This is a genomic window from Vibrio tubiashii (genome assembly GCF_028551255.1).
GTDB lineage: Bacteria > Pseudomonadota > Gammaproteobacteria > Enterobacterales > Vibrionaceae > Vibrio > Vibrio tubiashii_B.
In genome coordinates, this window is record NZ_CP117030.1 from 1,469,101 (window position 1) to 1,493,334 (window position 24,234).

Consider the following 24,234-nt stretch of genomic DNA (forward strand, 5'->3'; position numbering starts at 1 on the left):
TGTTGTGAAAAAACTCATAGTAATGCTCTCTGCAGCATTGGCATTCAATAGCTACGCGCTCGATATTACCCACGAAATGGGAACAGCTTCCTTTGAAACGACACCGAAGAAAGTCGTGGCACTAGATTGGGTATTGACCGAAACGGTACTCAGCCTTGGCGTCGACCTCGAAGGTGTCGCCGATACCAACGGCTATCAGCAATGGGTTGTTGAGCCAAGCCTAGATTCTGATGTGATCGATGTTGGCTCGCGACGCGAACCTAATTTAGAGTTACTCACGGATATCAAACCCGATGTCATCTTAATCAGCAAACATATGGCCGCTGCCTATGATCAGTTGAATAAGATTGCGCCAGTTCTCGTTTACAGTGTTTATAGTGAAGAAAAGCAACCATTAGCGTCAGCAAAATCTATTACGACCTCTTTGGGTAAACTGTTCGACAAAGAACAACGTGCCAAGCAAGTGATCGAGCAAACGGACCAACGCCTTACGAACAACGGAGAAAAAGTTGTTTCAGCCGGAAAGTCAGACAAACCGCTACTGTTTGCGCGATTCATTAACGATAAAACACTGCGTATTCACAGCCAAGGTTCTCTGGCGCAAGACACTATCAGCGCGATGGGGCTAAAGAATGATTGGCAAGAGCAAACCAATCTTTGGGGCTTCACCACAACGGGAACAGAAAAGCTGGCCGAGCATCAAAAAGCCAACGTAATGATTTTTGGTCCTTTGAAACAAGAAGAACGTCAGCAACTTACGAAGTCTCCTCTTTGGCAAGCGATGGAGTTCACTCGTACAGATTCTGTTTACGAGCTTCCAGCAATTTGGACTTTTGGTGGACTGATCGCAGCACAAAGATTTAGTGACCACATTACCGAGCAACTCATCCAACAATAATGAATACCTTAAAGATCGCAAACCAAGCTAACGGTCGATTAAGTTTTAAAACAGCAGCGTTATTCAGCGCTGCTGTTTTGATCATTGGCTCTCTGCTGCAAATAACCGCTCCCTATTCACAAGGTATTGGCCTCATTTGGGACACCATTTTTCATTTTGACTCTGCCAATTATCAGCATCTCATCACCCATTTAACCTATTTGCCGAGACTGGCTGTCGCGATCATTTGTGGGTTTGCGCTCGCCGTTGCTGGTTGTGTGATGCAGTTTGTCTTGCGCAATCCGATCGCTTCTCCAACAACATTAGGCGTCGCAGCAGGTGCTGAACTGGGCATGGTGCTGGGTATTTTGTTAATCCCTGCCAACCTTGTCATTCCTGGTTTTGTTCCGGCCTTTATTGGTGGCTGCCTCGCAACCGGACTGGTGTTTGTTTTAAGTTCCGCTAGAGGCTTTTCACCACTACATATGGTGCTCGCAGGTATGGTGGTGAGCCTGTTTTTAGGTTCACTCAACACCATGTTGTTAATGCTCCATGAACAGCGACTTACCAGTATCTTTGTCTGGGGAGCGGGTGTACTTAATCAAAATGACTGGTCGAGTACTCAAATGCTATTGCCTTTGGTTCTCTTACCTACCAGCTTACTCTTAGTCTTACAGCGTCCATTATCCGCACTCCAGTTTGGTGACAATGTCGCGACATCGTTGGGCGTGAATATCAAACAGATCAAACTGCTCTGCTTATCGTTAGCCATTTTCATTACTGCTGCAGTGGTCAGTGAAGTGGGCTTAATTGGCTTTATCGGTATTGTTGCACCTGCGATTGCCAGAATGCTTGGTGTTAGAGCCCTTGCCAAGCAAATTTTAGCCAGTGGTGTTATCGGTAGTGGTATCTTGCTTATCGTTGACTTAGTAATCCAACCTTTTTCTGGCGTCGGTGGAGAGCTGTTACCGACAGGTGCGATGACAGCCTTAATTGGCGCGCCTTTTTTGTTATGGCTACTGCAACGAACTAAACTGCAATCCGACCTTAAAGCACGCTCTGAACATGTCGAGCATTACAAATTGGTCAGCACTCGCAATATTTTGGCTGCACTGACCGTTGCACTCATCACTGTTTCTCTGTTCGCGATTATGGTCGGTAAGAATCAGTTTGGTTGGAGTCTTGGTTTCAACCAAGCAATGTTCGAACTGCGCGCGCCACGCGTACTTGTCGCGCTGATTGCGGGGATAGGTTTAGCATTCGCAGGAACGATTATCCAGCGTATCTCCAACAACCCAATGGCTAGTCCAGAGGTGTTAGGAATTAGTTCGGGTGCGGCGCTCGCGCTGGTACTTGGCACCTTGTTTGGTATCGCAGTAGGCAGAGAACAACAAATGTTGCTCGGTACGCTTGGCGCGGTTTCGGTAACCGCAGTGGTATGGTTAATGGGCAGAAAACACAATTTTGCCCCGACGCAAACCCTACTGACAGGTATTGCTTTGAGTGCAGGTTTAGATGCCTTACTCAGAATCGCAATGAGCTCAGGCCATGATAACGCGTCTGCACTGCTCACTTGGCTATCTGGCTCGACTTACTTAGTAGCACACAATGACGTTGTACTGCTCGCGATTGGTGTCACCTTCGTTGGTGCGATTGCCCTATCTCTTAATCGTTGGATTGAGTTGATTGGCTTAGGTGAAGTCACGGCGAATAGTATTGGTATGAACGCCACTGTGGTTAGGTTGGTGCTACTGTTACTGGTTGCTGCCTTAACGACACTGTGCACCATAGTGATTGGCCCACTCAGCTTTATTGGCCTACTGGCTCCGCATATGGCGCGTTCACTTCACCAATATCGAGCAACTCCGCAGATGCTCACCGCGGCCTTACTCGGGGCAACCATCATGGTGTTAGCGGATTGGATAGGACGAACACTTTGGTTCCCTTGGCAATTCCCTGCTGGATTGCTTGCGTCCTTGATTGGTGGCGGCTACTTCCTCTACCTAATGAGACGTTAACCTCTAGAACCACAACTCGCCACAGGAGACTAACGTATTGCTCTTCTGTGGCAACAATTCCTCTCTATTGAAGTGCCCTATCTATTTGTTACTTATTCCAAATTCATTCAATTGTATTTTGGCCGCAAAAATACAATGAATGGTAATGAGATGAATTTATGATTACTATGGGGGCAAGAACACTACAAATTGTCACTCATGGAAAAGACAGCAATTACTAAACTTCAGCAAGATTTATTCAATAAAGTCGTCAGCAAGCTCAAAGCGGAGCATGCTAAGGTTGGCGACAGCCTGAACGAATCTTCGTTAGCCCAACAGTTTGAAGTCTCAAGAACGCCGATGCGCGCTGTGCTCACTTATATGACTGCTTTAGGTATCGCGAAAGCGGTTCCCTATAAAGGCTTTGTCTTACAGCTTGATGCGCAAGCCATCAAATCTGATGACGCCTCCGATAAAGAAGAATCTCGTCAGGAGAAGCTTTACCTGAGACTACTCATGGATCTGTTCTTCGGTGATATCGACGCTGCATTTTCTGAGAAAGAGCTTCAAGAGCGCTATAACGCCAACCGAGGTGAAGTACAAAGTGTGCTCCGCCTACTAGAAAGAGATGGCATCTTACGCCGCAGTCCCGGCTATAAATGGCATCTAGATGGCGTACTAAACACGCTTGAAAGACACACCGAGAGCTACCGATGTCGACTTATCTTCGAACCTGCCGGTCTTCTTGAACCGAGTTGGTCACTCGACCGCCACGCGTTAGAGGAGTGTCGCGATCATCACCTTAAAGCGATTCAAGATCCTGATGCAGTGAGCGCCAGTGATTTGTTTAGCTTAAGTGCAGAGTTCCATGAGTTGCTTGCGGCTTGTTCTGGTAATCGCTTCCTGCTTGGCAATATGCAGCAACATAATCGAATGCGTAAAGCGACCGATCTCGTCTCTATGCATATTCAATCTTCTGTCACCAAATCTTGTCAACGCCGTCTGGATATCATCGATCTTGTATTGGCAGGCGACAACCAAGGCGCATCAGCTAAACTCACTCAACTACTCGAAAATGATATTCGCGTCATGCAGCGCACCTATAGCAATGTGGTCAATCTTTCGTTGTCTGAACGCGAAAAGCTCGTGGCCAGTATTGCTGACATCGACATCTAGTTAATTTTCGTCGAGATTAATAGGTAGCTAAAGCACAGCTGCCTTGTTTTTCTATCCCACCCCAAATTTGTTGTTACTCATAAACTCGCGCTGAGGTCACCATACAGCTCAGCGCTACCGACTCTTTTGTCCTCCTCAAGCTGCCATTCTTATCCCGCTATTGAGCTAAAAGAAAATAATTCGCATTAACATATTGCACTTTCGCTGCAGAAATACAATAATAATGATTCTTATTTAGAATAAATAAAACAGTCTTGCCGCCAAATACTAATTTGCGCAGCTTTGTATTGATAAACATAGAGAAAATAATGAAAGCGAGTAAAGGGAAGTTCCCTCTATCCACTGTTGCGCTGGCGATCGCCGCTGCAAGCACAGTGTTTACAGCCCAAGCACAAGAGTTCACACCTGAAGAGAAAATGGTGGTGGTTTCAAGCCGTACACCAAAAGCGATCAGTGATATTCCTGGTACGGTTTGGTATATCGATTCAGAGAAAATTGAACAAGAATACCGCGGTGGTAAGACTCTTGGTGATATTCTAGCTTCGGCAATTCCATCTTTGGATGTCAGCAGCGGTGCCCGTACTAATTTAGGTCAAAACCTTCGCGGACGTAAGATGCTCGTGATGATCGACGGAGTTTCTCTGCAATCTTCGCGCTCAATTAGCCGCCACCTAGATTCAATCGACCCGTTCAATATCGATCGTATCGAAGTGCTTTCCGGTTCTACACCAATATATGGTGCTGGCGCTTCAGGCGGTGTGATTAACATCATCACCAAAAAAGCGCAAAGCGAAGAGTTAGAGTTTGAATCCTATGTAGGTGGTGCATCTGGTCTTAACTCAAGTGAAGACTTTGACTACAAACTTGCACAGTCTATTTCGGGCGGCAATGAAAAAGTTCAAGCACGTACTTCTATCGTATACACAGAAACCCAAGGTTTCTTCGATGCCAATGGCACTATTGTTACTCCAGATATCTCACAGGGCTCGTTACAGTTTAATCAGACAGTAGATTTTCTAACAACTGTAGGTGTTAATGTTTCAGACACCAAAAAGCTGAATCTTCTGGCGCAGTACTATGATAGCCAACAAGACTCGCCATATGGTCTGTACATTGTTGGTAGAGACTTTGTAGATGTACGTAAAGGTTTTGATTCTGATCGTGAACACGGTACGGAGCGCATTATGCTTAGCGCCTCTTACGTGGATGAGCAATTCCTTGGTCATCAGTTCATCGCAGAAGCGTCATACCGCAAAGAAGACCAGACTTACACTCCTTATTTCCAGTCTTCTGGTCAACAGATTACAGATGTCATTTCACTTAAAGCAGCGCTCGCGAAAAACTTCGATAAATTTAACATTGTTTATGGTGTCGATGCTTATCAAGACAAGTTGGAAAGTAACCAAGCACTTTATGAGCCAACCATTGCCAATAATTCTGGCAACCTAATCAACAAGACTTATGCCCAAGTTGGTCGTTACCCGGGAGTTGAAGTCAGCTCAGTTGCCGCTTTTGCTCAAGCAGACTACTCAATCACTGAAGATTGGACAGTCGAAGGTGGTGTACGCTACCAATACATGTCAAACAAGATTGATGATGTTGTTGGTTATACTCAACAGAAAAAAATTGCCGCAGGTAGTGGTACTTCAGCAGATGCAGTTCCTGGTGGTAAAACAGATTACGGCGTCGCGCTATTTAACTTGGGAACAATTTATCACCTAAACAGTGACTCTCAAGTATGGGCAAACTTCTCACAAGGCTTTGATCTTGCTGATCCTGCTAAGTACTACGGACAAGGTAACTACACACTGGTTGGCGATCATTGGCAACTCAAGGACAGCATTAACGTCAACGAATCAAAAATGTCAGGGATTAAGACCAACAGTTTTGAGTTAGGTTACCGCTTAGATACAGGCGATCTTAACTTACAAACTGCGGCTTACTATTCTCAATCAGACAAGAATGTTAAATACAATAAGACAACACTGCTTATCGAAGAAATCGAAGATAAGAAACGTGTCTACGGTTTAGAAGCAATGGCGTCTTACTGGGTTCATGACAATATTCAGTTGGGTGCTTCCGGTCACTACGTAGTATCTGAAGTGAAAGGCGATAATGGCTGGGAAGACTATGATGCTGGCTATGCAAGTACTTCTAAGGCCAATGCTTGGGCAGGTTGGTACGACGCAGATCTTGCGGTAAAACTGCAAAGCCAAACCATGTTTGACTATGAAGATGCTTCAAACAACAAGCTAGATGGCTACACCTTATTTGATCTGGTCGGTAGCTACCAGCTTCCAGTAGGTAGCCTAGGTTTTGGTATTCAAAACCTATTTGATAAGGACTACACCACAGCTTGGGGTCAACGTGCGCAAATCATCTACTCTACGCACTATGAATCAGCAGCTTATGATTACAAAGGTCGTGGACGTACCTACACTCTTAACTACCAAGTTAAGTTCTAAACAAAGCCGCCAATACAACAAAACCGCCCTATTCGGCGGTTTTGATTTATCTACTAGGTCCTGTTGACCTAGTGATTTATGCGTACTGCATTAAGTGTTTTTTCACTTCATCAGAAGCAAAAGACTGTTCAACACTCGCTGTATAGATCTGTTTGTAATCTTCAGCGGTAAGTTCAAACTGCTCGATCACCTTTTGCACTTCATCGGTCATCGTCGTATTTGATACAGTACGGTTGTCTGTGTTAATCGTGACTGCTAGACCGTCGTTGTGGAACTCTTTCAGTGGGTGCTGCTTAAGCTCTGGAATCGCTTTGGTTTGAACATTACTACTTGGACAAGCTTCAAGACCAACCACATCTTCTTTAACGCGTTTGTAAGCCTCTGCATGATCTTTGATTGCTACACCGTGACCAATACGCTCTGCACCTAGCAGCTCGATGGCGTCATAAACATTTTGACCACAGCCTTGCTCACCCGCGTGAATGGTGATTCGGTAGCCTTTATCACGAGCATACTGAGTGTACTCAACATATTCATGAGCAAAGTTGTCTAGCTCAGCACCCGCTAAATCAAACGCAGCAACGCCATTACCTAGCAAAGGAGCACCGGCATCAATAATGTCATTAACTGAATCGATTGGTAGCAGTTTCACCAGTGACAGAATGTAGTTACCTTTAATATCGTACTGCGCTTCAGCACGTTTCATACCTTTGACAGCACTCTCGATGATTTCTGCGTAAGTCAGCCCTTGCTGTGTATGCAGCTGAGGGCCAAAACGTACTTCAAGGTACTTCACGTTCTCTTTTGCAGCATCTTCGAACAACTCGAAAGAAATACGCTCAATGCTGTCTGCGGTTTGCATCACTTTAATTGGCAGTGCAAAACGGTCTAAGTATTCTTGCAGGTTAGGACAAGTTTCCGGCGCAATCATCAATGTTTTGATCTCTTCGGCATTCTGGCTAGGCAGCTCAATGTTATTTTCAGCGGCTAAATCAAGCACAGTTTGCGGGCGAAGGCTGCCATCTAGGTGACAATGAAGATCGATTTTAGGGAGATCAAAGTAGTTCATCTGTTTTTGTCCTAACTTTCCTGCTTATTGAGTAAGCGTAGCTCAACACACCAAAATGGCGGTAATGACACTTAATCATTTGTTTTGATAACGATAAAACTCATGGTATATGATTAACGATGATATATAACACGACAATTGTCCGGTCGCACGCCAAAATAGCCAAATCAATGTTAAGCAAAGCAAATTCACGATGGATAAGAATAAAATTTTAAGTGACGGGTTGAATAAGCTCCGCCAACTAGTGAAACGTGAACAGTACAAAACCTTGCTCGTCAGTAAAGGCGATTTCATCATTCGCCAACATAGCGAAGTCAACGAAGTGTATTGGACAAAAGCGGCGCAGTTTTCAGTGCTGCACACCGCAGAGAATGGGAAAACCCTCAGCTTAGGGGACTACTATCTGGAGGATAACTTCTTTGGCGAGATGGAGTTTTTCTCTGATAAACCTAGCCCTTTTAGTGTCATTGCGACACAAGATGCTCAGCTAACCGTGATCCCAAAAGAGCGCTTTGCTGAGTTCCTGCTTGAAGATGCTCAGGTGGCCTTTTGGATGAGCCACCGTATGTCGAACATCTACCTAAATACCATGCATATTGCGATGGAACGTTCTCTCTATCCGCTCAAGTTCAATATCATCAAAGATATGCTCACTCGATATACCTCTGGTACTCACTCTAGGGGCCACAGTTATATGTACCAAGAAGCACAAAGATTCGGCTGCACCGAAAGAGCCTATACACGCATTATCCACGAACTGATTAAAGAAGGCTTAGTCAAGAAAGGCGTAGATAGCTCTGAGATAGTGCCCGTTGATATCGACAAGCTAAGCGACTATCTAGAACAGTACTATCAATAGCATTAAACCTAAAATGGGCACCGATGAGGTGCCCATTTGGTTTTTAAATTCGCTTGAAGCTTATAGGTTGTTGGTACGTGTTGGTAAGAACACTTCACCTAACATACAACGAACGCTACCACCGCCGATGTTTTCAATCGTTTTAACGTTAAATGGCAGCAGCTTACCATGGCTCGATAGTTGAGCTCGTTGAGCTGGAGAAAACGCATCAAATGCTGATTGAGACATCGCAATCACTTTTTCACCGTTAACCGTTTCAAGCTGTAAAATGTTGCCACAGAACTGATTCATCTGTTCTAGTGAAATCGAAATCACCTGCTTGTCCTTCGCTAATGACTTGATGACAAAGCGACGCTCAAACTCAGGGATGACCTCATCACAAATAACGCAGAAGCTTTCACCAATCGCCATCATCACATTAGTGTGATAAATCGGCTTACCTGATGGCAATGCAGTCTGGAACGAAACCACTCGATCGTAACCAATACGTTCAGCGTAATCTTCCAATACTTCACGATCACAACGCTGAGAAAGCGCTGCGTAGACGGTTCTATTGACATGATCTTTTACCATCACGCCTGTACTCTCAAGATGCGCATCTTGCTCTAGATATGACAGAAGACTATCTTGAGATTGTACTGGGCGACCTGCACTTTCAAGCGTTGCAACTAATGCATCGACTTTAACTTCTTGCTGACGGTTTTTGCACGCCATCGGGAAGGTATATAGCTCGCCACTCGCTGTCGTACTAAACCAGTTATTTGGGAACACTGCATCAGGTGTTTCTACCTCACCCAACGGGTAATCGTAGACCACCACTTGGACACCCACTTGACGCAACTCCGCCACCATGGCGTTAAACTCTTGCATCGCACTGTGGCGTACTTCGCTGGTAGACAGTGAAACTTGGTGTTGGAATTCATTGTCCTGCGCCGTTTCGGCATTAAACGCAAACTCTTTTGGTGGCACCATCACCACACAATTAGCGTTTTGTACTGTTGATTGATTTTTCTGTAGTAGGGTTTTCTGTTTCAACATTGTGACAGACTCAATTAATCTCACTCATTACTGCCAATTGTAGGCATAATGTTAAATGAAATATTACTGAATTAACCTGATAATTGACTACAACCACAGTAATAATTACCGCCATTAAACTTACGGCCAGTTATTTTTATTGTCACCATGACTTTTTATTATCTTTGATTGAATATTATGCAAAGGAAAGAATAATAAACTGGTTACATTTCCCCCACTAACGGTATACCATTGCTATACCAAGCTAGATAGGTGACTAGATTGGTGTTTCACCCTTCCTTTTAGGGTCTGTTGACCCTATTGGACGTACGCATCTGCCACACAGGCAACTTTCTATCTTTGCGTGTTTAGGAATTTATTTATGTTTAAAAAGTTTGAAGGCTTTACTAAGCCTTTCCCCGAGCAGGAGCCGACACAGCCTCCTTCGGGTATTTTTGCGTTTTGTCGCCACTACACCCGCGGGTTCGAAATCCCGTTGATCATCATGTCTGTAATGGCAACCATTGTCGCAATTGTTGAAGTTTCTCTATTTGGAGCAATGGGTAACTTGGTCGATTGGCTGTCGAACAGTAACCCAGAAACGTTTTGGCAAGATAACCAGAGTGATCTGATTTTCTACGGCGCCCTTTTGCTGGTTGTAATGCCTGTTCTTGTGGTTGGTTACTCACTACTCGTTCATCAGACGTTACTTGGTAACTACCCGATGTCGATTCGTTGGTTAGCTCACCGCTACTTACTTAAGCAAAGCCTGAACTTTTATCAGGATGACTTTGCTGGCCGTGTCGCGACTAAAGTGATGCAAACCTCGCTAGCGGTACGTGAAACCGTGATGAAGACGATGGACGTGTTTGTTTACGTTTCTGTCTACTTCACCTCGATAGTCGTGCTGTTAGCTCAGGCCGACTGGCGCCTGATGATCCCAATGATCATTTGGCTATTCTGTTACATCGGTATTCAGCTCTACTTTGTACCTAAGCTGAAACAGGTTGCTTCTGAGCAAGCGGACGCTCGTTCAACCATGACGGGACGTATCGTCGATAGCTACACTAACATTGCAACCGTGAAGCTGTTCTCGCATAGCCGACGTGAAACAGAGTACGCCGAAGAAGGCATGAATGGCTTCTTAGGCACGGTTTACCGTCAAATGCGTTTAGTAACAGGGTTTGATGTCGCGGTCGAGATTACTAACTACGTTTTGGTTTTCTCAATCAGCGCGCTTTCTATCTACCTGTGGATGGATAACTCGATCAGTATCGGTGCGATTGCGATTGCGATTGCCCTAGCACTGCGTATCAACGGTATGTCGATGTGGATCATGTGGGAAGTCGGTGCTCTGTTCGAGAACATGGGTACCGTAGTTGATGGCATGAAAACCATGTCTAAACCCATTGATATTCAAGACAAACCAGACGCGAAACCTCTAGTAGTCAATCAAGGCGGCATCGAGTTTGATGATGTCAGCTTCCACTATGGTGACAAAACTAAAGGCGTGATCAGTAACCTTAACCTGAACATCAAGCCAGGTGAAAAAGTGGGGTTAGTCGGTCGCTCTGGTGCGGGTAAATCTACTTTGGTTAACCTGCTTCTACGTTTCCATGATGTTGAAAGCGGTAAGATCAAGATCGATGGTCAGATTATCTCTGATGTCACTCAAGACTCACTGCGCAGTAACATCGGTATGGTGACTCAAGATACCTCACTGCTGCACCGCTCTATCCGCGACAACATCTTGTATGGCAATCCTGATGCGAGCGAAGAAGAGTTACACCGTGCAACGAAACAGGCGCACGCACATGAGTTCATCGAAACACTGAACGACCCATTTGGCAACGTAGGCTACGATGCTCAGGTTGGTGAACGTGGTGTGAAGCTTTCTGGTGGTCAGCGTCAGCGTATTGCGATTTCACGTGTGCTACTGAAAGACGCTCCGCTTCTGATTCTTGATGAAGCAACCTCAGCCCTAGATTCAGAAGTTGAGGCAGCCATTCAAGAGAGCCTAAATGAGTTGATGCAAGGTAAAACGGTTATTGCCATTGCGCACCGACTTTCAACCATAGCCGCAATGGATCGATTGATCGTTCTCGATAAAGGCGAAGTCGTTGAGCAAGGCACTCACCAAGAGTTAGTTCAAAGTGGCGGAATCTACGCCCAGCTTTGGGCACACCAAACAGGTGGCTTTATCGCCGAGTAATCCACAACACTCTATTTCATTGATATATAAGAAATTATTTTCTTAAGCCCCTAAAGGTGGAGATAAAACCCGAGATGTATTGAGCGCTGTCGTTATTTCATCTACACTTATTGAGATCTAACTTTCTAAAGGATTGAGCTCTTCAGGCTGGATAAAACGTTCTGGTTCGAAGTGTGCCTAAGCCATCGCTTGTTCAGTTTTTACTATGGCCAAGAATACAATAAAGTACCAGAATGTAGCCACCATTCATCATATAATAACTAGCGAATGTATGACGTAAAGTATGAGCCACCTGTCCCGAAAGTAGTGCCCGTTTTACGTATTGCTAGGCGGTATTGTATCGAACATCAATTACACGATGCTAAAATACCGACAACATTAAATATTTTATCATTCAGTACTTTGGTTATCGGAAAGTTCCTGTTCCTCTAGCCTTTGGTATCAGTGAAAGTCAGTTTTCTCGCTGTAATATGGCATCGTTTAAACCTTAAAACCTCCCCCCCCCCCCCCCCCTTGAACCTGTCTCTAAACATATTTTACAGACAACTAAGATCTGGTCAGCCATCGGGCTGTTGTCTGCTGCTACCATCTCCAAAAAGGGTTGGATATTCTGTTTGGTGAGATTAACCAACTACCGCTCTGAGTCCTTGCAACAGGGAGCAGCCGCCTCCACTCGCCATATGTGATAAGGGTATTAAACATAGCCCGGAAGGTTTTCAGTTCGATGTTATGCGTGGCAGGAGAGATAACAATATCTCTTCTGAGAGGATGATGACTAATCCAGTTAGCACGGTAATTTAGATAGTCCTGAGTAGTAAACCAATAAACAATCGGGTTCCCTAACATCTCGACAGTCTTCCGAGAGCAATAGAGTTATTGCTAGCAGTCTTTCACCATTCGAGTTCTGTCAATAACTGTACAGAGCCACTTGCGCAACAGGTTACCAATAAGGTGAATAGAGAATTAGACCAACTTGTTAAACATGAGATTCGAAGATTAATTCCGGAGTATGACAACCCTGATGAGTTCAAACAGCAACTGATAGAAGGCTCATGGTTGATAGTTGAACAGACAAACGAGAATTCCCGGAGTGCGAGAGTGCTGTTTGGGGGCGAACTGTGTAGACCAGACCAAATAGTTTACCGAAATTAAGAGATTACTGAACTCAGTTGGCTTGGTTTAGACGAAGTAGCTGCCCTTGCAGCTAATGAAAATGAATGTGTGCAACCTGACTTAAGTCTGTTTTAAGGAGTATAAGGATGTCGATTACCTGCCCTAAATACGAAAGTAAAGCCGGATAGCGATATCTTGACCCGTGAAGCATATTGTCAGTGCTTTAACTCAAATTGTGGTATTGTATCCATAACTCTGACCACCGTGAACAAAATTATCGAACCTACTGGTAATAAGCCGAACCCGGAGCTTCGGTCAGAACTATGTAAAGGGGGCTTGATTCAGATGGATGTTTTTGAAAAACCTTCTGCCATTGAAATCTAGAATGTTATTTAGTCTGTCTTTTTACTATTTATGATTATCTACTCATATCATGGCACATTAATATCATGATTAAGATTTCCAAATATGTAAATTTCAGTATTTTGAACACTCGAACAGTTAGTTAGGAAAAAAATGAATATGATTAGAAAGCTTGCTCCTCGTTCACTAGTATGCGGTATTCGAACAGCATGGATCTTGTTAAGTAAAAGAGGGCAGGTACAAAGAGACGAAGATGGTAATTGCGTAGACGCTGACGGTAATCACTTGCCGTGGATGACATATCCTGCAATTGATTACCTTAATAGCCTAGATTTAAGTCATGCTAATGTTTTTGAGTTTGGTAGTGGCGCGTCTACCCTTTTCTGGAAAAAACGTTGCAACTCAGTCTGCGCTATTGAACATTACATACCTTGGTTTGAACGAATGGACAAATACAATAATGATAAAGTTAATATCATAAAGCAGCCTGACGGAGGGTTATATCCAAACGAAATAGAATCGTTTGGATTATTCGATGTTATATCAATTGATGGAGCAGAAAGGTCGAGATGCGCCAAACATGCAGTAAATCATCTAAAGTCAGGCGGGCTACTAATTTTGGATAACTCTGAATGGTATCCAGAAACAGCAACATTTTTGCGTGATAATGGATTTACACAGCTTGATTTCTGTGGTTTTGCTCCATTAAATTCTTTTACATCCATGACGTCCATCTTTTTCAAAAATGAGATTAAGTTTCCTTACTTAAACAAAAAACATGGCTGGATCCCGATTGGAGGTAAAGCATTAGACTCTATACCTGCAGATGACCTCAATTAAAATGTCAAAAACGATCTTTACAGTTATCTACAGTCCAAATCTAAAACAGCCCTTGATTCAGTTCCCACAAGGGCAGTGCTCCAATAAACCTACCGAAATGAAATACGCTTTTAGGATCGCAAAATTGCCGTGCTGAATTTTGGTGCAGAGGGGTGGTTGAGCCCGAACGAGGTCTGAACGCCAGATCCCAATTTTAATTGTCTCTATGCCCAGTTTATTGGCATTTTTCTGGTGTTTGGTGGGTTATCTGATGTGGTAGCGACAATACGAGACCGCTCGATGGAGTGGACAAGAACTGAATCTGTTATCTTTGGTGGTAAGCGCCTACAGACCAGCGAAATATCATACGTCGACCTGCCCGACATCACTGTAATGGAAAAACTGTCGCCACTTGAGTAAAGCAAGCTTAAAAGTAAAACCAAATACATATAAGAAGGGTTCACCGGTGATGAAGCAGCAGAACAACAAAGTGCTTAAGTCACTCATTAAATAGACAAAAGGAAGCCTCGGCTTAATGCCGATCAGTTAAGCCTAAAATGATCGGTTGAACTATCCTCCACAGACGTTATAAAGGTCCTAATTTTGATAGTTAGAACCTTTTCTTTTGCAACTCACAACCGCTCTTGCGATGGCGAACGGCTACGCACCTAATACCGATGAACTCGGGCAGCTTTCAGATATTCTCTGTCCCGACTTTATTAATCAATACCTAGAAGCGACCTGTGTGACAACGGTTAGAAAGCGCCGCATTCCTTTAGATATGATCGTATGGACAGTCATCGCAATGTCCCTCTATCGACAAGAACCCGTTTGGAGCATTGTGAGTACGGCGCAGTTAATGCTGCCAGGCAAGAAGCCTTTAGTTGCCCCGAGCGCTGTGGTTCAGGCTCGCCAACGATTGGGGGCTGACGCGGTTAAAGAAATTTTTCATCGTAGTCAGCAGATGTGGCACCAACAAGCCGAACATCCTACATGGTCTGGACTAAGACTCCTTGGTGTTGACGGTGTCGTTTGGCGTACGCCAGATACCCCAGGTATAAAACGCCTTCTAATCAAAAGGGCGGCGGTCCATTCCCCTAAGTGCGCATGGTCTGTCAGATGGAACTGAGCAGCCATGTGATGATAGCCAGTGCGTTTGATAGTTATAAGACGAATGAGATGGTTTTGGCAGAGCGTCTTATTGAAACAACTCCAGATAATAGCCTGACCATGTTTGACCGGGGTTTCTACTCTCTGGGATTACTTAATCGTTGGCACCAAACAGGTAAAGAACGCCACTGGCTAATGCCAATGAGAAAAGACACACAGTATACCATCATTAAGAAGTTAGGGTGTAATGACAAGGTGATTTCTCTGAACACTAGTCCACAAGCAATGCGGAAGTTCCCTGACCTGCCAGAAACAGTTGAAGTTAGGTGATTAACCAAAAAGATTAAGGGAAAAGAGGTGAATATCCTCTCCTCAATGAAGGATGTAATGCGCTTCCCATCAGAGGATGATAGTCGACTTGTATAGTCACCGTTGGGAAATAGAAGTCGGTTATCGGGAAATTAAATCTTCTTTGCTAAACAATGAGTTCACGTTAAGGAGTAAGCTTCCAGAGATGATAGAGCAAGAGCTGTGGGGAGTACTGCTTGGCTACAACATCGTCCGGTATCAAATGGTTAATATGGCTAAGACGATACCGGGTATCCATCCAATTCAGCTGAGCTTCACCACAAGCGCAACCGCGATAATCCATCTAATATATGGGTTCTGGCTGGAAGCAGGCACTATACCGAAACGCATTACACACCATGTCTTGCCAATAAAAAGAGAAGATCGAGTATACCCAAGAGCAAAAAATACCCTAACAAGAAAAAAGCCAGTCAGCTTAACTGAATGGCATTAGCCAACAGGCTCCTTTTTATTGCTGCTCAATCAACAAAGTGGGATTGATAAAACTTAGGGGTAACGGCAATTTTCTTTTTAAACTGACGCTGAAAATGCGCTTGGTCAGAAAAGCCTAGCTCTTGAGCCACCTCGGCGATCTCCTGACCGGATTTAAGCATCACCTTAGCACGTTTGATTTTCTCATCCATCAAATAGGCATGAGGCGGAAGACCATAGTAGTGCTTGAACGCTCTAAGGAGCTGGTAACGGCTCATCTGGGCTTCTTGTGCTAAATGATCCAATTGATGAGGTTGACTAACGTCATCGAGCAGTTTTTCTCGCACCCTTTTCAATGATGAAGAGGGGGATGGTTTAACCTCCATAGAGCTCTGCACGTGAACAGCTTCAATAAAGTCATACAGACGAGTTTGTACCTGTAATTGGCTCGATTCTGACTGGAGATCGTTAAACAGAGCCAAATAGTGGTTTTTGATTGGCTCACTGCGCTCAAATGCGTGACGAAATGGTGTGTAGTCTGCACTATACCCAGCCTGAGATTGGCCGAGAATTTCTCGCTGAATCGCCCCCATCTGTTTAGTATCAACAAACAGCATGCTATAAGACCAAGTTCCCGCTTCTGGGTTACAAGAGTGAACATCGGCGGGGTTAATCGTCACTATATCACCGCGACCAATATGATGCGTCGAGCTGTGATTACGATAGTCAGCTTTGCCTTGTTGAATAATCCCAAATGAAAACTCATCGTGAGAATGCGCTGCATAACAAGCGGTGCTTTGGCTTGCGATTCTCATCTCAATCCAAGGCAGTACCGTACTTTGCTTAAAGTTCGCGCTGTTATCTTTTTTCATGCGCAGCTCCTTGCGCTGTATAGGTTTGCAAAACTATAACCAAATCATGCTAACAGAAGCAGCCAAGGTTATCGCCATCATTCGGTTAAAAATGCGCTGCTTATGGGGCTGACATAAATAACTAGATAAAGCGCTTCCACTCGCCGCCCATAAGCCGACACCCACTAAGCAACAAACTAACGACACCAGAGTAAACACCCAAAGCCAGTAATCTGTGTTGCCCTGCCCTACCACATACAAACTGACTCCAGACATCGCCACCAACCAAGCTTTGGGATTAAGCAATTGGGTAAGCGATCCTATCCACCAGCCTGAGGTCAGCGTCGTTTGCCCTTGTAACTCAGCCACAGGTGCAGTAAATATCTGGTATGCGAGGTAGAGTAAAAATGCGCTGCCTACCCACTTCAATGTGGCTTCCAACAAGGGTAAAAACTCAACCAACTCATGCATTACACTGCCAGAGATGAGCACTACTAAAGCGTAAGCAATTGACGCCCCTAGCACCAGTTTACTGGCTTCTCGACTACCTCGTTGGGCGGCTGTGGCCGTCGCCAATAGATTCACCGGCCCGGGTGTGGCGGCGCCCACAAACGCAAACGCCAACATCGCAATAATTAGACTATTCATTTCGTTCTCCTTCACTAGCCATCTAGCCTAGCCAAAGAGAAGTAAGAGTTATTGAACGATTTTGCAGGCGTGTAAAAACGAAAAAAGCCACACGCTAAGGTGTGGCAAAACAAAAAGAACTGGCAGTGAATAGTTCGCTTTGCGTTAATTGAAGCTCAAGACGAACTCCTAAAGTTGTTTAATAAGTTTCAAACACACCAGAATTGTAATCCTGTATGGTTTGATTTATCTCATCCATTGTATTCATGACAAATGGGCCGTAATGAACGACCGGCTCATCAATGGGTTCGCCAGCAAAAATTAACACGCCACTTTGCTCAAGCGCTTTCAAGTCGACTCGCTCACCTTTACTCAATAGCGCTAGTTCACCCTGCTTGAGTGTGTAATCGCCAACTTGAACCTTGCCTTGATAGTTTAAGATCATCATGTTGAATTGATCAGGTACTGACACACTCACTTGCTGGTCACTTTCGGCGCGCCAATCAGACACGCTAAGCTCAACACCCGTCTTACTTAACGGACCTTTAAGCTGCATTTCATTGGCATTGATCGTTCCGGCCAGTACGCGAATCAAACCAAGTTGCTCGTCACTATGTTCAGTGATCGTCTCTGGCTGAAAATCGACATATTGAGCTGGCTTCATTTTGTCGCGCGCAGGTTGATTTATCCAAATTTGGAAACCATGTAAATCACCCTCTTCCATGATAGGCATCTCACTATGGATAACTCCTCGGCCAGCAGCCATCCACTGAGCGCCGCCACTTCTTAGCTCGCCAACATTGCCCATATGATCTTTGTGTTGAAAATGACCTTTGAGCATATAAGTTAGCGTTTCGATTCCACGGTGCGGATGAGGTGGAAAGCCGCCAACGTAATCTGAACGTTGGTCCGACTTAAGCTCATCAACCATTAGAAATGGAGAAAACTGCGCATTATTAAACCCAGCCACGCGCTGTATCTTAACCCCATCACCATCTGAGGTCGGATGAACTTGGATTACTTGATTAACTTGTCTGGTTACACTCATGCTGTCTCCCCTTAGTTTGGCTCCATGAAGGAATGAAGACAGTTTACTGACCTTGAAGAGTAATTTGAGCGGGGAGATTAGAGCCTGTCGTTCGAATATTTCGAACGACAATGAGATTTAAGCGGGTACGAGTGTTTTTAAAGAGGTGGGTACTATCAGCTTGTGTACTGGGGCCACAAAAAACATATACACTTTGCCGAACGCGTTCTTAACATCGACAACCGTTGTTGCATGCAAGGTCATTGTGTCGCCATCAGGAACAATAAGAAAAGAGAGCCGAACGTTGAGGTGCTTATCGCAGTCTTCTACTAGCAGTTCGTTGTCACTTAAACTCACTATAGAAAAGATACCCACTTGGTCGCCAACTCGATACTCGCCAATCGGTTTGTTTTCATCCAAATCTGCCATACGCCCTAGGTGTTTCAACCCTAGTTTTGAAACAATGCGATTGCGTAAATCCATTAGCGCATTAACCCAGCGGGGCGTCTTATTCACCATCGCAAAGTAGACTTCTAGTGCGGATTCACCGTTGTAAGGCAACTCGATATTGTGTGTATCAGCGAAGTAGGCCCCTTGCAAATAGGGGTGAATGTTAGAGTGACTGGGCAGATCCATAGCAAAGCCTTGTTGGGTGAATAATCCTTTTACTTTATGACCTTAAAGGTGATCACAAATAAAACAAAGACACGGAAGTGAATATCTGTGCCTAGTCTCAATTTTAATCAGTGATGTGTTGCTGCCAGTAGCGATACAACCCATCAACATCACCCGAGCAGAGTAATGACATAGCGCCTTTAAGCTGCTCGTCACGCCACTGCCACCACTGCATTTCATTTAGCTTCTCTCGCTCACTTTCTGAAAAGCGATACTTAATATGCTTTGCAGGATTTGATCCTACGACTTCATAGGGTGCGACATCCTTAGTCACAACAGCGCGACTGGCAATAATAGCGCCATCTCCTATGGTCACTCCTGCCATGATCATCGCCTCAGATCCTATCCACACATCATTCCCGACCACTGTATTTCCTGAGCGAGCGAATCCATCTTGTGCATCAGCGAAGTTCTCATCCTCTTGATAGAAAAAAGGAAAGGTCGAGATCCAGTCGCTGCGGTGCCCTTGATTCCCTGCCATCATAAACACAGCGCCCGAGCCTATCGAGCAAAAACTACCGATGATCAGTTTATCGACATCGTCTCTATCCGGATTTAAGTAACGCGCGCAATCATCAAAGCCATGACCATGGTAATAGCCGGAGTAATAGCTATAACGACCAACAATAATATTGGGGTTGGTTACCTGCTCAGTCAGCGGTTTACCTGCAAATGGAGAGTCAAAAACATTCATAATTTCATTCTTTTGGTTATCTATGATTTAGTCCAAGGTTAGGATAAGGGTAAAGATGACTCAGGTCACTGAGATTTATCATTGTCGTCGCTCAGTCCACACTAAGTGATTCTGGCATTGGTATCCGCATGGCAACACGATAAGATACCGCATCTCAACGTCACGGATGTACTAACAATGATCAATACCGCTCAGCAATTTATTGATGCAGGAGTAAAATACACTCCGCATTACTTTCAAGTCCCTTTAAATTACTCAGACAATACGCAAGGCGAAATTACCGTTTTTGCTCGCGAGCTATCCTTGGTTTCAGATGGCGACAGCGCAAAGCCTTGGTTGGTCTACTTTCAAGGCGGCCCAGGCTTTCCCTCACCTCGTCAAAATGGCCATAGCGGATGGGTAAAGCGCGCCCTGCAAGATTACCGCGTTTTATTGTTAGACCAACGTGGAACGGGCAATAGTTCAGTGATCTCTCACCAAACTCTGGCGCATCTGACACCTGAAGAGCAAGCGGAGTATTTAAGCTACTTTCGTGCTGACAACATCGTTCGCGATGCCGAGTTTATTCGCAAGCAATTTGGGGTTGAGCAGTGGTCCATTCTCGGTCAAAGCTTCGGTGGTTTCTGCTCACTCACCTATCTCTCGCTTTTTCCTCAGAGTTTGTCTCGCAGCTTCATTACTGGCGGTGTCCCGTCGATTTCTCGCCACCCAGACGATGTGTATCAGGCGACGTTTAAACGAACGATGGAGAAGAACCAAGCTTTCTTCCAGCAGTTCCCTAAAGCTCAAGAGCTGTGTAAACAGATTGCCGATCACTTGATCGATAACGAAGAATACCTACCCAACGGTCAACGATTTACCGTTGAGCAATTCCAGCAGATTGGAATTAACTTTGGTATGAGTGATACTTTCTTGCCAACCTACTACGCGCTAGAAAACGCCCTTATCGAGGTTAATGGAAAAACCGAACTGCGCTATGAATTTTTAAGCAGCATGCTGATGGAGCAAGGTTTCCAGACGAATCCGATCTATGCCATTTTGCATGAATCAATCTACTGCCAAGGCTTTGCTTCAAACTGGAGCGCTCATAGAGTTCGTCAGCAAAACCCAGCGTTTAACTACGACAAAGATAAACCTTTCTACTTTACTGGCGAGATGGTCTTCCCTTGGATGTTTGATCAATACAAGAACTTGCAACCACTTAAACCTGCCGCTGAGTTACTCGCAGCGAAGCAAGATTGGCAACCGTTATACGATGCGAAGCAGTTGGCGAGCAATAAAGTACCAGTAAGCTGCGCTGTCTATGCCGATGACATGTTTGTTGAGATGGATATCAGCCGAGAAACGCTGGCAGAAATGCCAAATGCAAAAGCTTGGATTACCAATGAATATGAGCACAACGGTTTACGTGCTGATGGCGAGAAGATCCTAGATACTCTGATTGCAATGGGTGACCAAACCGCAGCGACACTTATCTAACCAATGATCCCCCCGCATACAGCTTGGGGGGCTCAAGTTAAAAAGTGTCATTGGCGTTATTCCATCGAGTGAAGACCAATCATATTGCCTTCAGTGTCGGAGACCATAGAGATAAAACCGTGTGGGCCAATAGCAAATTTAGGGTGAACCACCTTACCACCAGCACCTTCTACTCTTGACTGCTCATTAGCGCAATCTTGGCAAGAAAAGTAAACCAGCGTGCTATTACCGCCTGGAGAAGCCCCTGCCATTTTTGCTAACGCACCCGCTGCACCATACTGTTCCATAGAGGATGGAAAAAGCCACATTTCTATTTCCATCTTAGCGTCACCATCAAGTTTCTCTAACGACGTTTCAAACACCGCTTCATAGAACGCTTTCGCACGCGACATATCGTCAACATAGATTTCAAACCAACCAACTGGATTCATTTGCATGTTCCTCCTAGACCTGAGCGAATGACTCTTTAAAACTAGCTCAGATGTCGGTGATTGCTAGCTCATCCGATTATGCATACCGAGGCGTCTCATTCTCGATACAATGAAAGTAAGCTTGAATCTAAACTTAACTCGCTGTTTAGCGCTTGCCTAACCCGTATTCAACTAAGAACTATCGCTGACGCAGGTAGCGACTTTGTACAATCGCATCAAGATAGACCTTGCTTTCAACCAAATTGTAGTTTTGCAAACCATCCAGTTCACCGAACAGTTTTGCGCCACCACCGAGAACGACAGGAATAGTGGTGATAGCAAGTTCATCAATCAGATCTAGCTTTAAGAAGTTTTGAATTGTCACCCCACCGTCGATATACAGGTCCTGATAGCCTTGAGCATTAAGATCCTTAACGATGTCAGGCAAATCTCCGCTGACTAAAAACACCTTGTCTTGATAGCCACTTGGAACTTCTTTAAGGGTATTACTCAGCACAAAAACAGGCTTGCTGTAAGGCCAATCGACATCAAAGCTCAATACAGCTTCAAGGGTATTTCTGCCCATCACCAACGCATCGACACGCTCAAGCAAAGGCACAAATCCCATATCAATATTGTCTGGATTGGGTATCGAATGCAGCCAATCGAGTCCTCCATCCTTGTCTGCGATATAACCGTCAAGACTGGTTGCAATAAATACGATATTTGCCATGGTCAGGTTCTCCGATAAGCGAGTTTGGACAAAACACAAAACTGAGTTACAATTAATTCTACACTGTAGAATTAATATTAGATTAATGAGATCCTAAGATGTCTGTCAAGCAAAAACGCAGAGGGCGCCCCCAAGCCCAAACAAGCCAATTGGATGCTGAACGTATTCTTAGCAAAGCAAAAGAGTTAATGCTTAGAGACAATAAAATGCCTAGTGTCAGAGGGTTAGCCACCGAGTTGTCCGTTGACGCTATGGCGATATATCACTACTTCCGTAACAAGAATGCATTACAGGAATCGATCGTCATTTCCCTGATTGAAGATATCTACCAGCCGGATTCAAGTGAAGATTGGCGAGCGCAATTATCACAGCTCTGCATCAGCTACGTATCACTTTTGCATCGCTACCCTGGATTACTTGAAACGCTACTCAAAATGGACTCTGTCAGCCCTGCCAATGTATTTATCGAACGCTTTGAAACGATAGTGCACCCTCTCGCTCTCTCCCCTGAAACCACTAAGCACGCTATCGACCTCCTTGGCGATTACTTGCACGGTTTCGCTTTAGCACTCAACTGCCAGCCTAGTAGTGAGCTCACATTAGATATGCTTTCTGGACCATTAAACCTTGTTTATCAATGCTTAGATCCTCATTTTGACCGATAGAGCACTGTGTGATTTACCAACAATATGGCTTCAAAAAACCTAAAAACCATGGCGAAGCGTTTCAGTCAGGCTACAATGAGCCTTCATAAGCTAAATCACCGATACTGAATGCTAAAGATATCCAACAACGTCACCCTAAAAGCATGGGAGATCCAACTCACAGCAATACGAGCTCAAGGGGCGGGCGGGCAAAACGTCAACAAAGTCTCTAGTGCTATTCATCTCCAATTTGATGTTAAGCACTCTAGCTTGCCTAGCATTTATAAAGAGCGAATTCTTGCTCTGCGTGATTCTCGTATTTCTAAAGACGGCGTAATCACAATAAAGGCTCAGCAATTTCGAACTCAAGAGCAGAACAAAGAAGATGCGCTCAACAGACTTGCTGAACTGATCAGATCGGCGATGGTGATGCAAAAGAAACGTCGAGAGACAAAACCAACCCGCGCATCTAAAGAAAGACGGCTGAAAAGTAAAAACATCAAATCGCAGACCAAGTCTCTTAGAGGGCGAATTAAGCATTAAGCTCAGTGTCATGTAGACTAAAACAAGGACGGTTAGGAATCAGGTAAGATAATGACAAACTTAGGGAAAAGTATTTGTATCTTCAGTTTAATCGCCTCAAGCGCTGTATGGGCAAAGCCTGTTGCTAACTGGAAGTTTGAGAGCGATGGTAACGGCATTACCATTTACTCTCGCGAACACAGTGATGGACTGGTCGAAATTAGAGCAAGAATGTTCGCCCCCACCAGCTACGGCGCGTTTTTGTTGCTACTGGAAGATACGGCCAATGTGCCGAACTGGATTGATAATGTCAGTCACAGTCGCGTTGTAAAGCAAATCTCATCCAACGAAAACATTGTCTACACACAATTTGCCGCACCTTGGCCTGCGAAAGACCGTGATATGGTCACTTACTCAAAATATTCCGTCGATGAGATAGGTTTTACTCTCAACATCAAAGACGCCCCTCCTGCCAGTTTGCCTGAGCAAGAGGGTTACATCCGTATTACCTCAGTAAAAGCTACTTGGACTCTGCAAAAACTCACCAATGGTAGTGCCCTAATCGAGTACGTTGCTTTTGCTGATCCTGGTGGTGCTCTACCCGATTGGCTAGCCAACAAACTCGCTAAAGAAAGCGCTCGCAATACCTTTATAGGACTGCGAGCACAACTTCCTAATTACCAAGGCAGTGCTCACCCCAATATCAAAGAGTGAT

The 24,234-nt window shown here is 44.7% G+C and carries 22 protein-coding genes and 1 pseudogene; 13 read left to right on the forward strand and 10 right to left on the reverse strand.

Annotation, left to right across the window (positions count from 1 at the left end; all coding sequences use genetic code 11):
• Positions 1–4 precede the first annotated feature (4 nt).
• The 4 genes from LYZ37_RS22135 to LYZ37_RS22150 all read left to right on the forward strand — a co-directional run bounded on the left by LYZ37_RS22135 (position 5) and on the right by LYZ37_RS22150 (position 6,515).
• On the forward strand, positions 5–898 hold the full coding sequence (locus tag LYZ37_RS22135) for an iron-siderophore ABC transporter substrate-binding protein (protein ID WP_272787646.1): 894 nt from the start codon (positions 5–7) through the stop codon (positions 896–898).
• Positions 898–2,895: a Fe(3+)-hydroxamate ABC transporter permease FhuB gene (gene fhuB, locus LYZ37_RS22140; protein WP_272787647.1), complete on the forward strand. Its 1,998-nt coding sequence runs from the start codon at positions 898–900 to the stop codon at positions 2,893–2,895. The genes LYZ37_RS22135 and fhuB overlap by 1 nt, the downstream gene beginning before the upstream one ends.
• 198 nt (positions 2,896–3,093) lie before the next feature.
• Positions 3,094–4,050, forward strand: a complete 957-nt coding sequence (locus LYZ37_RS22145) for a GntR family transcriptional regulator (RefSeq protein ID WP_272787648.1) — start codon at positions 3,094–3,096, stop codon at positions 4,048–4,050.
• Positions 4,051–4,358: 308 nt separating this feature from the next.
• Positions 4,359–6,515 carry a TonB-dependent receptor gene (locus LYZ37_RS22150; protein WP_272787649.1) on the forward strand — a complete coding sequence of 719 codons (2,157 nt, stop codon included), beginning with the start codon at positions 4,359–4,361 and terminating at the stop codon, positions 6,513–6,515.
• 76 nt (positions 6,516–6,591) lie between these two features.
• Here LYZ37_RS22150 and add read toward each other — a convergent pair whose 3' ends face one another.
• Complete coding sequence (gene add, locus LYZ37_RS22155; protein ID WP_272787650.1) at positions 6,592–7,584, reverse strand: adenosine deaminase; 993 nt, start codon at positions 7,582–7,584, stop codon at positions 6,592–6,594.
• A gap of 193 nt (positions 7,585–7,777) precedes the next feature.
• Between add and LYZ37_RS22160 the strand changes: the two genes are divergently transcribed.
• Positions 7,778–8,443 carry a Crp/Fnr family transcriptional regulator gene (locus LYZ37_RS22160; RefSeq protein WP_272787651.1) on the forward strand — a complete coding sequence of 222 codons (666 nt, stop codon included), beginning with the start codon at positions 7,778–7,780 and terminating at the stop codon, positions 8,441–8,443.
• A 60-nt stretch (positions 8,444–8,503) separates the two neighbouring features.
• Here LYZ37_RS22160 and LYZ37_RS22165 read toward each other — a convergent pair whose 3' ends face one another.
• Entirely contained in the window at positions 8,504–9,481 is a 978-nt protein-coding gene (locus LYZ37_RS22165) for an arginine deiminase-related protein (RefSeq protein WP_272787652.1), read from the reverse strand.
• A 361-nt stretch (positions 9,482–9,842) separates the two neighbouring features.
• On the opposite strand from LYZ37_RS22165, the gene LYZ37_RS22170 reads away from it, so the two are divergent.
• The gene (locus LYZ37_RS22170) at positions 9,843–11,672 is read left to right on the forward strand and encodes an ABC transporter ATP-binding protein (RefSeq protein ID WP_272787653.1); all 1,830 of its coding nucleotides are present in this window, start codon (positions 9,843–9,845) and stop codon (positions 11,670–11,672) included.
• Between the two features lie 582 nt (positions 11,673–12,254).
• Here LYZ37_RS22170 and LYZ37_RS24365 read toward each other — a convergent pair.
• Positions 12,255–12,518: a phage integrase gene (locus LYZ37_RS24365; protein ID WP_420794634.1), complete on the reverse strand. Its 264-nt coding sequence runs from the start codon at positions 12,516–12,518 to the stop codon at positions 12,255–12,257.
• Between the two features lie 462 nt (positions 12,519–12,980).
• Here LYZ37_RS24365 and LYZ37_RS22175 point away from each other — a divergent pair, with 462 nt between their 5' ends.
• The 3 genes and pseudogenes from LYZ37_RS22175 to LYZ37_RS22185 all read left to right on the forward strand — a co-directional run bounded on the left by LYZ37_RS22175 (position 12,981) and on the right by LYZ37_RS22185 (position 15,879).
• Entirely contained in the window at positions 12,981–13,169 is a 189-nt protein-coding gene (locus LYZ37_RS22175) for an ogr/Delta-like zinc finger family protein (protein WP_336314495.1), read from the forward strand.
• 132 nt (positions 13,170–13,301) lie between these two features.
• Entirely contained in the window at positions 13,302–13,988 is a 687-nt protein-coding gene (locus LYZ37_RS22180; RefSeq protein WP_272787654.1) for a hypothetical protein, read from the forward strand.
• A gap of 604 nt (positions 13,989–14,592) precedes the next feature.
• Positions 14,593–15,879 (forward strand): annotated as a pseudogene (locus tag LYZ37_RS22185) (IS4 family transposase).
• A gap of 25 nt (positions 15,880–15,904) precedes the next feature.
• On the opposite strand, the gene LYZ37_RS22190 reads toward LYZ37_RS22185, so the two are convergent.
• The 5 genes from LYZ37_RS22190 to catB all read right to left on the reverse strand — a co-directional run bounded on the left by LYZ37_RS22190 (position 15,905) and on the right by catB (position 19,731).
• The gene (locus tag LYZ37_RS22190) at positions 15,905–16,729 is read right to left on the reverse strand and encodes an AraC family transcriptional regulator (protein WP_272787655.1); all 825 of its coding nucleotides are present in this window, start codon (positions 16,727–16,729) and stop codon (positions 15,905–15,907) included.
• A gap of 33 nt (positions 16,730–16,762) precedes the next feature.
• Complete coding sequence (locus LYZ37_RS22195; protein ID WP_272787656.1) at positions 16,763–17,356, reverse strand: LysE family translocator; 594 nt, start codon at positions 17,354–17,356, stop codon at positions 16,763–16,765.
• 178 nt (positions 17,357–17,534) lie between these two features.
• Positions 17,535–18,383 carry a pirin family protein gene (locus tag LYZ37_RS22200; protein WP_272787657.1) on the reverse strand — a complete coding sequence of 283 codons (849 nt, stop codon included), beginning with the start codon at positions 18,381–18,383 and terminating at the stop codon, positions 17,535–17,537.
• A 117-nt stretch (positions 18,384–18,500) separates the two neighbouring features.
• On the reverse strand, positions 18,501–18,998 hold the full coding sequence (locus LYZ37_RS22205) for a DUF2867 domain-containing protein (RefSeq protein WP_272787658.1): 498 nt from the start codon (positions 18,996–18,998) through the stop codon (positions 18,501–18,503).
• A gap of 103 nt (positions 18,999–19,101) precedes the next feature.
• A complete protein-coding gene (gene catB / locus LYZ37_RS22210) occupies positions 19,102–19,731 on the reverse strand; it encodes a type B chloramphenicol O-acetyltransferase (RefSeq protein WP_272787659.1) in 630 nt (209 codons plus the stop codon).
• A gap of 177 nt (positions 19,732–19,908) precedes the next feature.
• Here catB and LYZ37_RS22215 point away from each other — a divergent pair, with 177 nt between their 5' ends.
• A complete protein-coding gene (locus LYZ37_RS22215) occupies positions 19,909–21,210 on the forward strand; it encodes an alpha/beta fold hydrolase (protein WP_272787660.1) in 1,302 nt (433 codons plus the stop codon).
• Between the two features lie 56 nt (positions 21,211–21,266).
• Here LYZ37_RS22215 and LYZ37_RS22220 read toward each other — a convergent pair whose 3' ends face one another.
• Entirely contained in the window at positions 21,267–21,647 is a 381-nt protein-coding gene (locus tag LYZ37_RS22220; RefSeq protein ID WP_272787661.1) for a VOC family protein, read from the reverse strand.
• A 172-nt stretch (positions 21,648–21,819) separates the two neighbouring features.
• A complete protein-coding gene (locus LYZ37_RS22225; protein ID WP_272787662.1) occupies positions 21,820–22,353 on the reverse strand; it encodes a dihydrofolate reductase family protein in 534 nt (177 codons plus the stop codon).
• Positions 22,354–22,451: 98 nt separating this feature from the next.
• Here LYZ37_RS22225 and LYZ37_RS22230 point away from each other — a divergent pair, with 98 nt between their 5' ends.
• The 3 genes from LYZ37_RS22230 (at position 22,452) to LYZ37_RS22240 (ending at position 24,233) form a co-directional block, all read left to right on the forward strand.
• Positions 22,452–23,018 (forward strand): TetR/AcrR family transcriptional regulator, encoded by a 567-nt coding sequence (locus LYZ37_RS22230; protein WP_272787663.1) that lies wholly within the window; start codon positions 22,452–22,454, stop codon positions 23,016–23,018.
• Between the two features lie 108 nt (positions 23,019–23,126).
• Positions 23,127–23,540 carry an alternative ribosome rescue aminoacyl-tRNA hydrolase ArfB gene (gene arfB / locus LYZ37_RS22235; RefSeq protein ID WP_272787664.1) on the forward strand — a complete coding sequence of 138 codons (414 nt, stop codon included), beginning with the start codon at positions 23,127–23,129 and terminating at the stop codon, positions 23,538–23,540.
• A 51-nt stretch (positions 23,541–23,591) separates the two neighbouring features.
• Entirely contained in the window at positions 23,592–24,233 is a 642-nt protein-coding gene (locus tag LYZ37_RS22240) for an START domain-containing protein (protein ID WP_272787665.1), read from the forward strand.
• Position 24,234 lies beyond the last annotated feature (1 nt).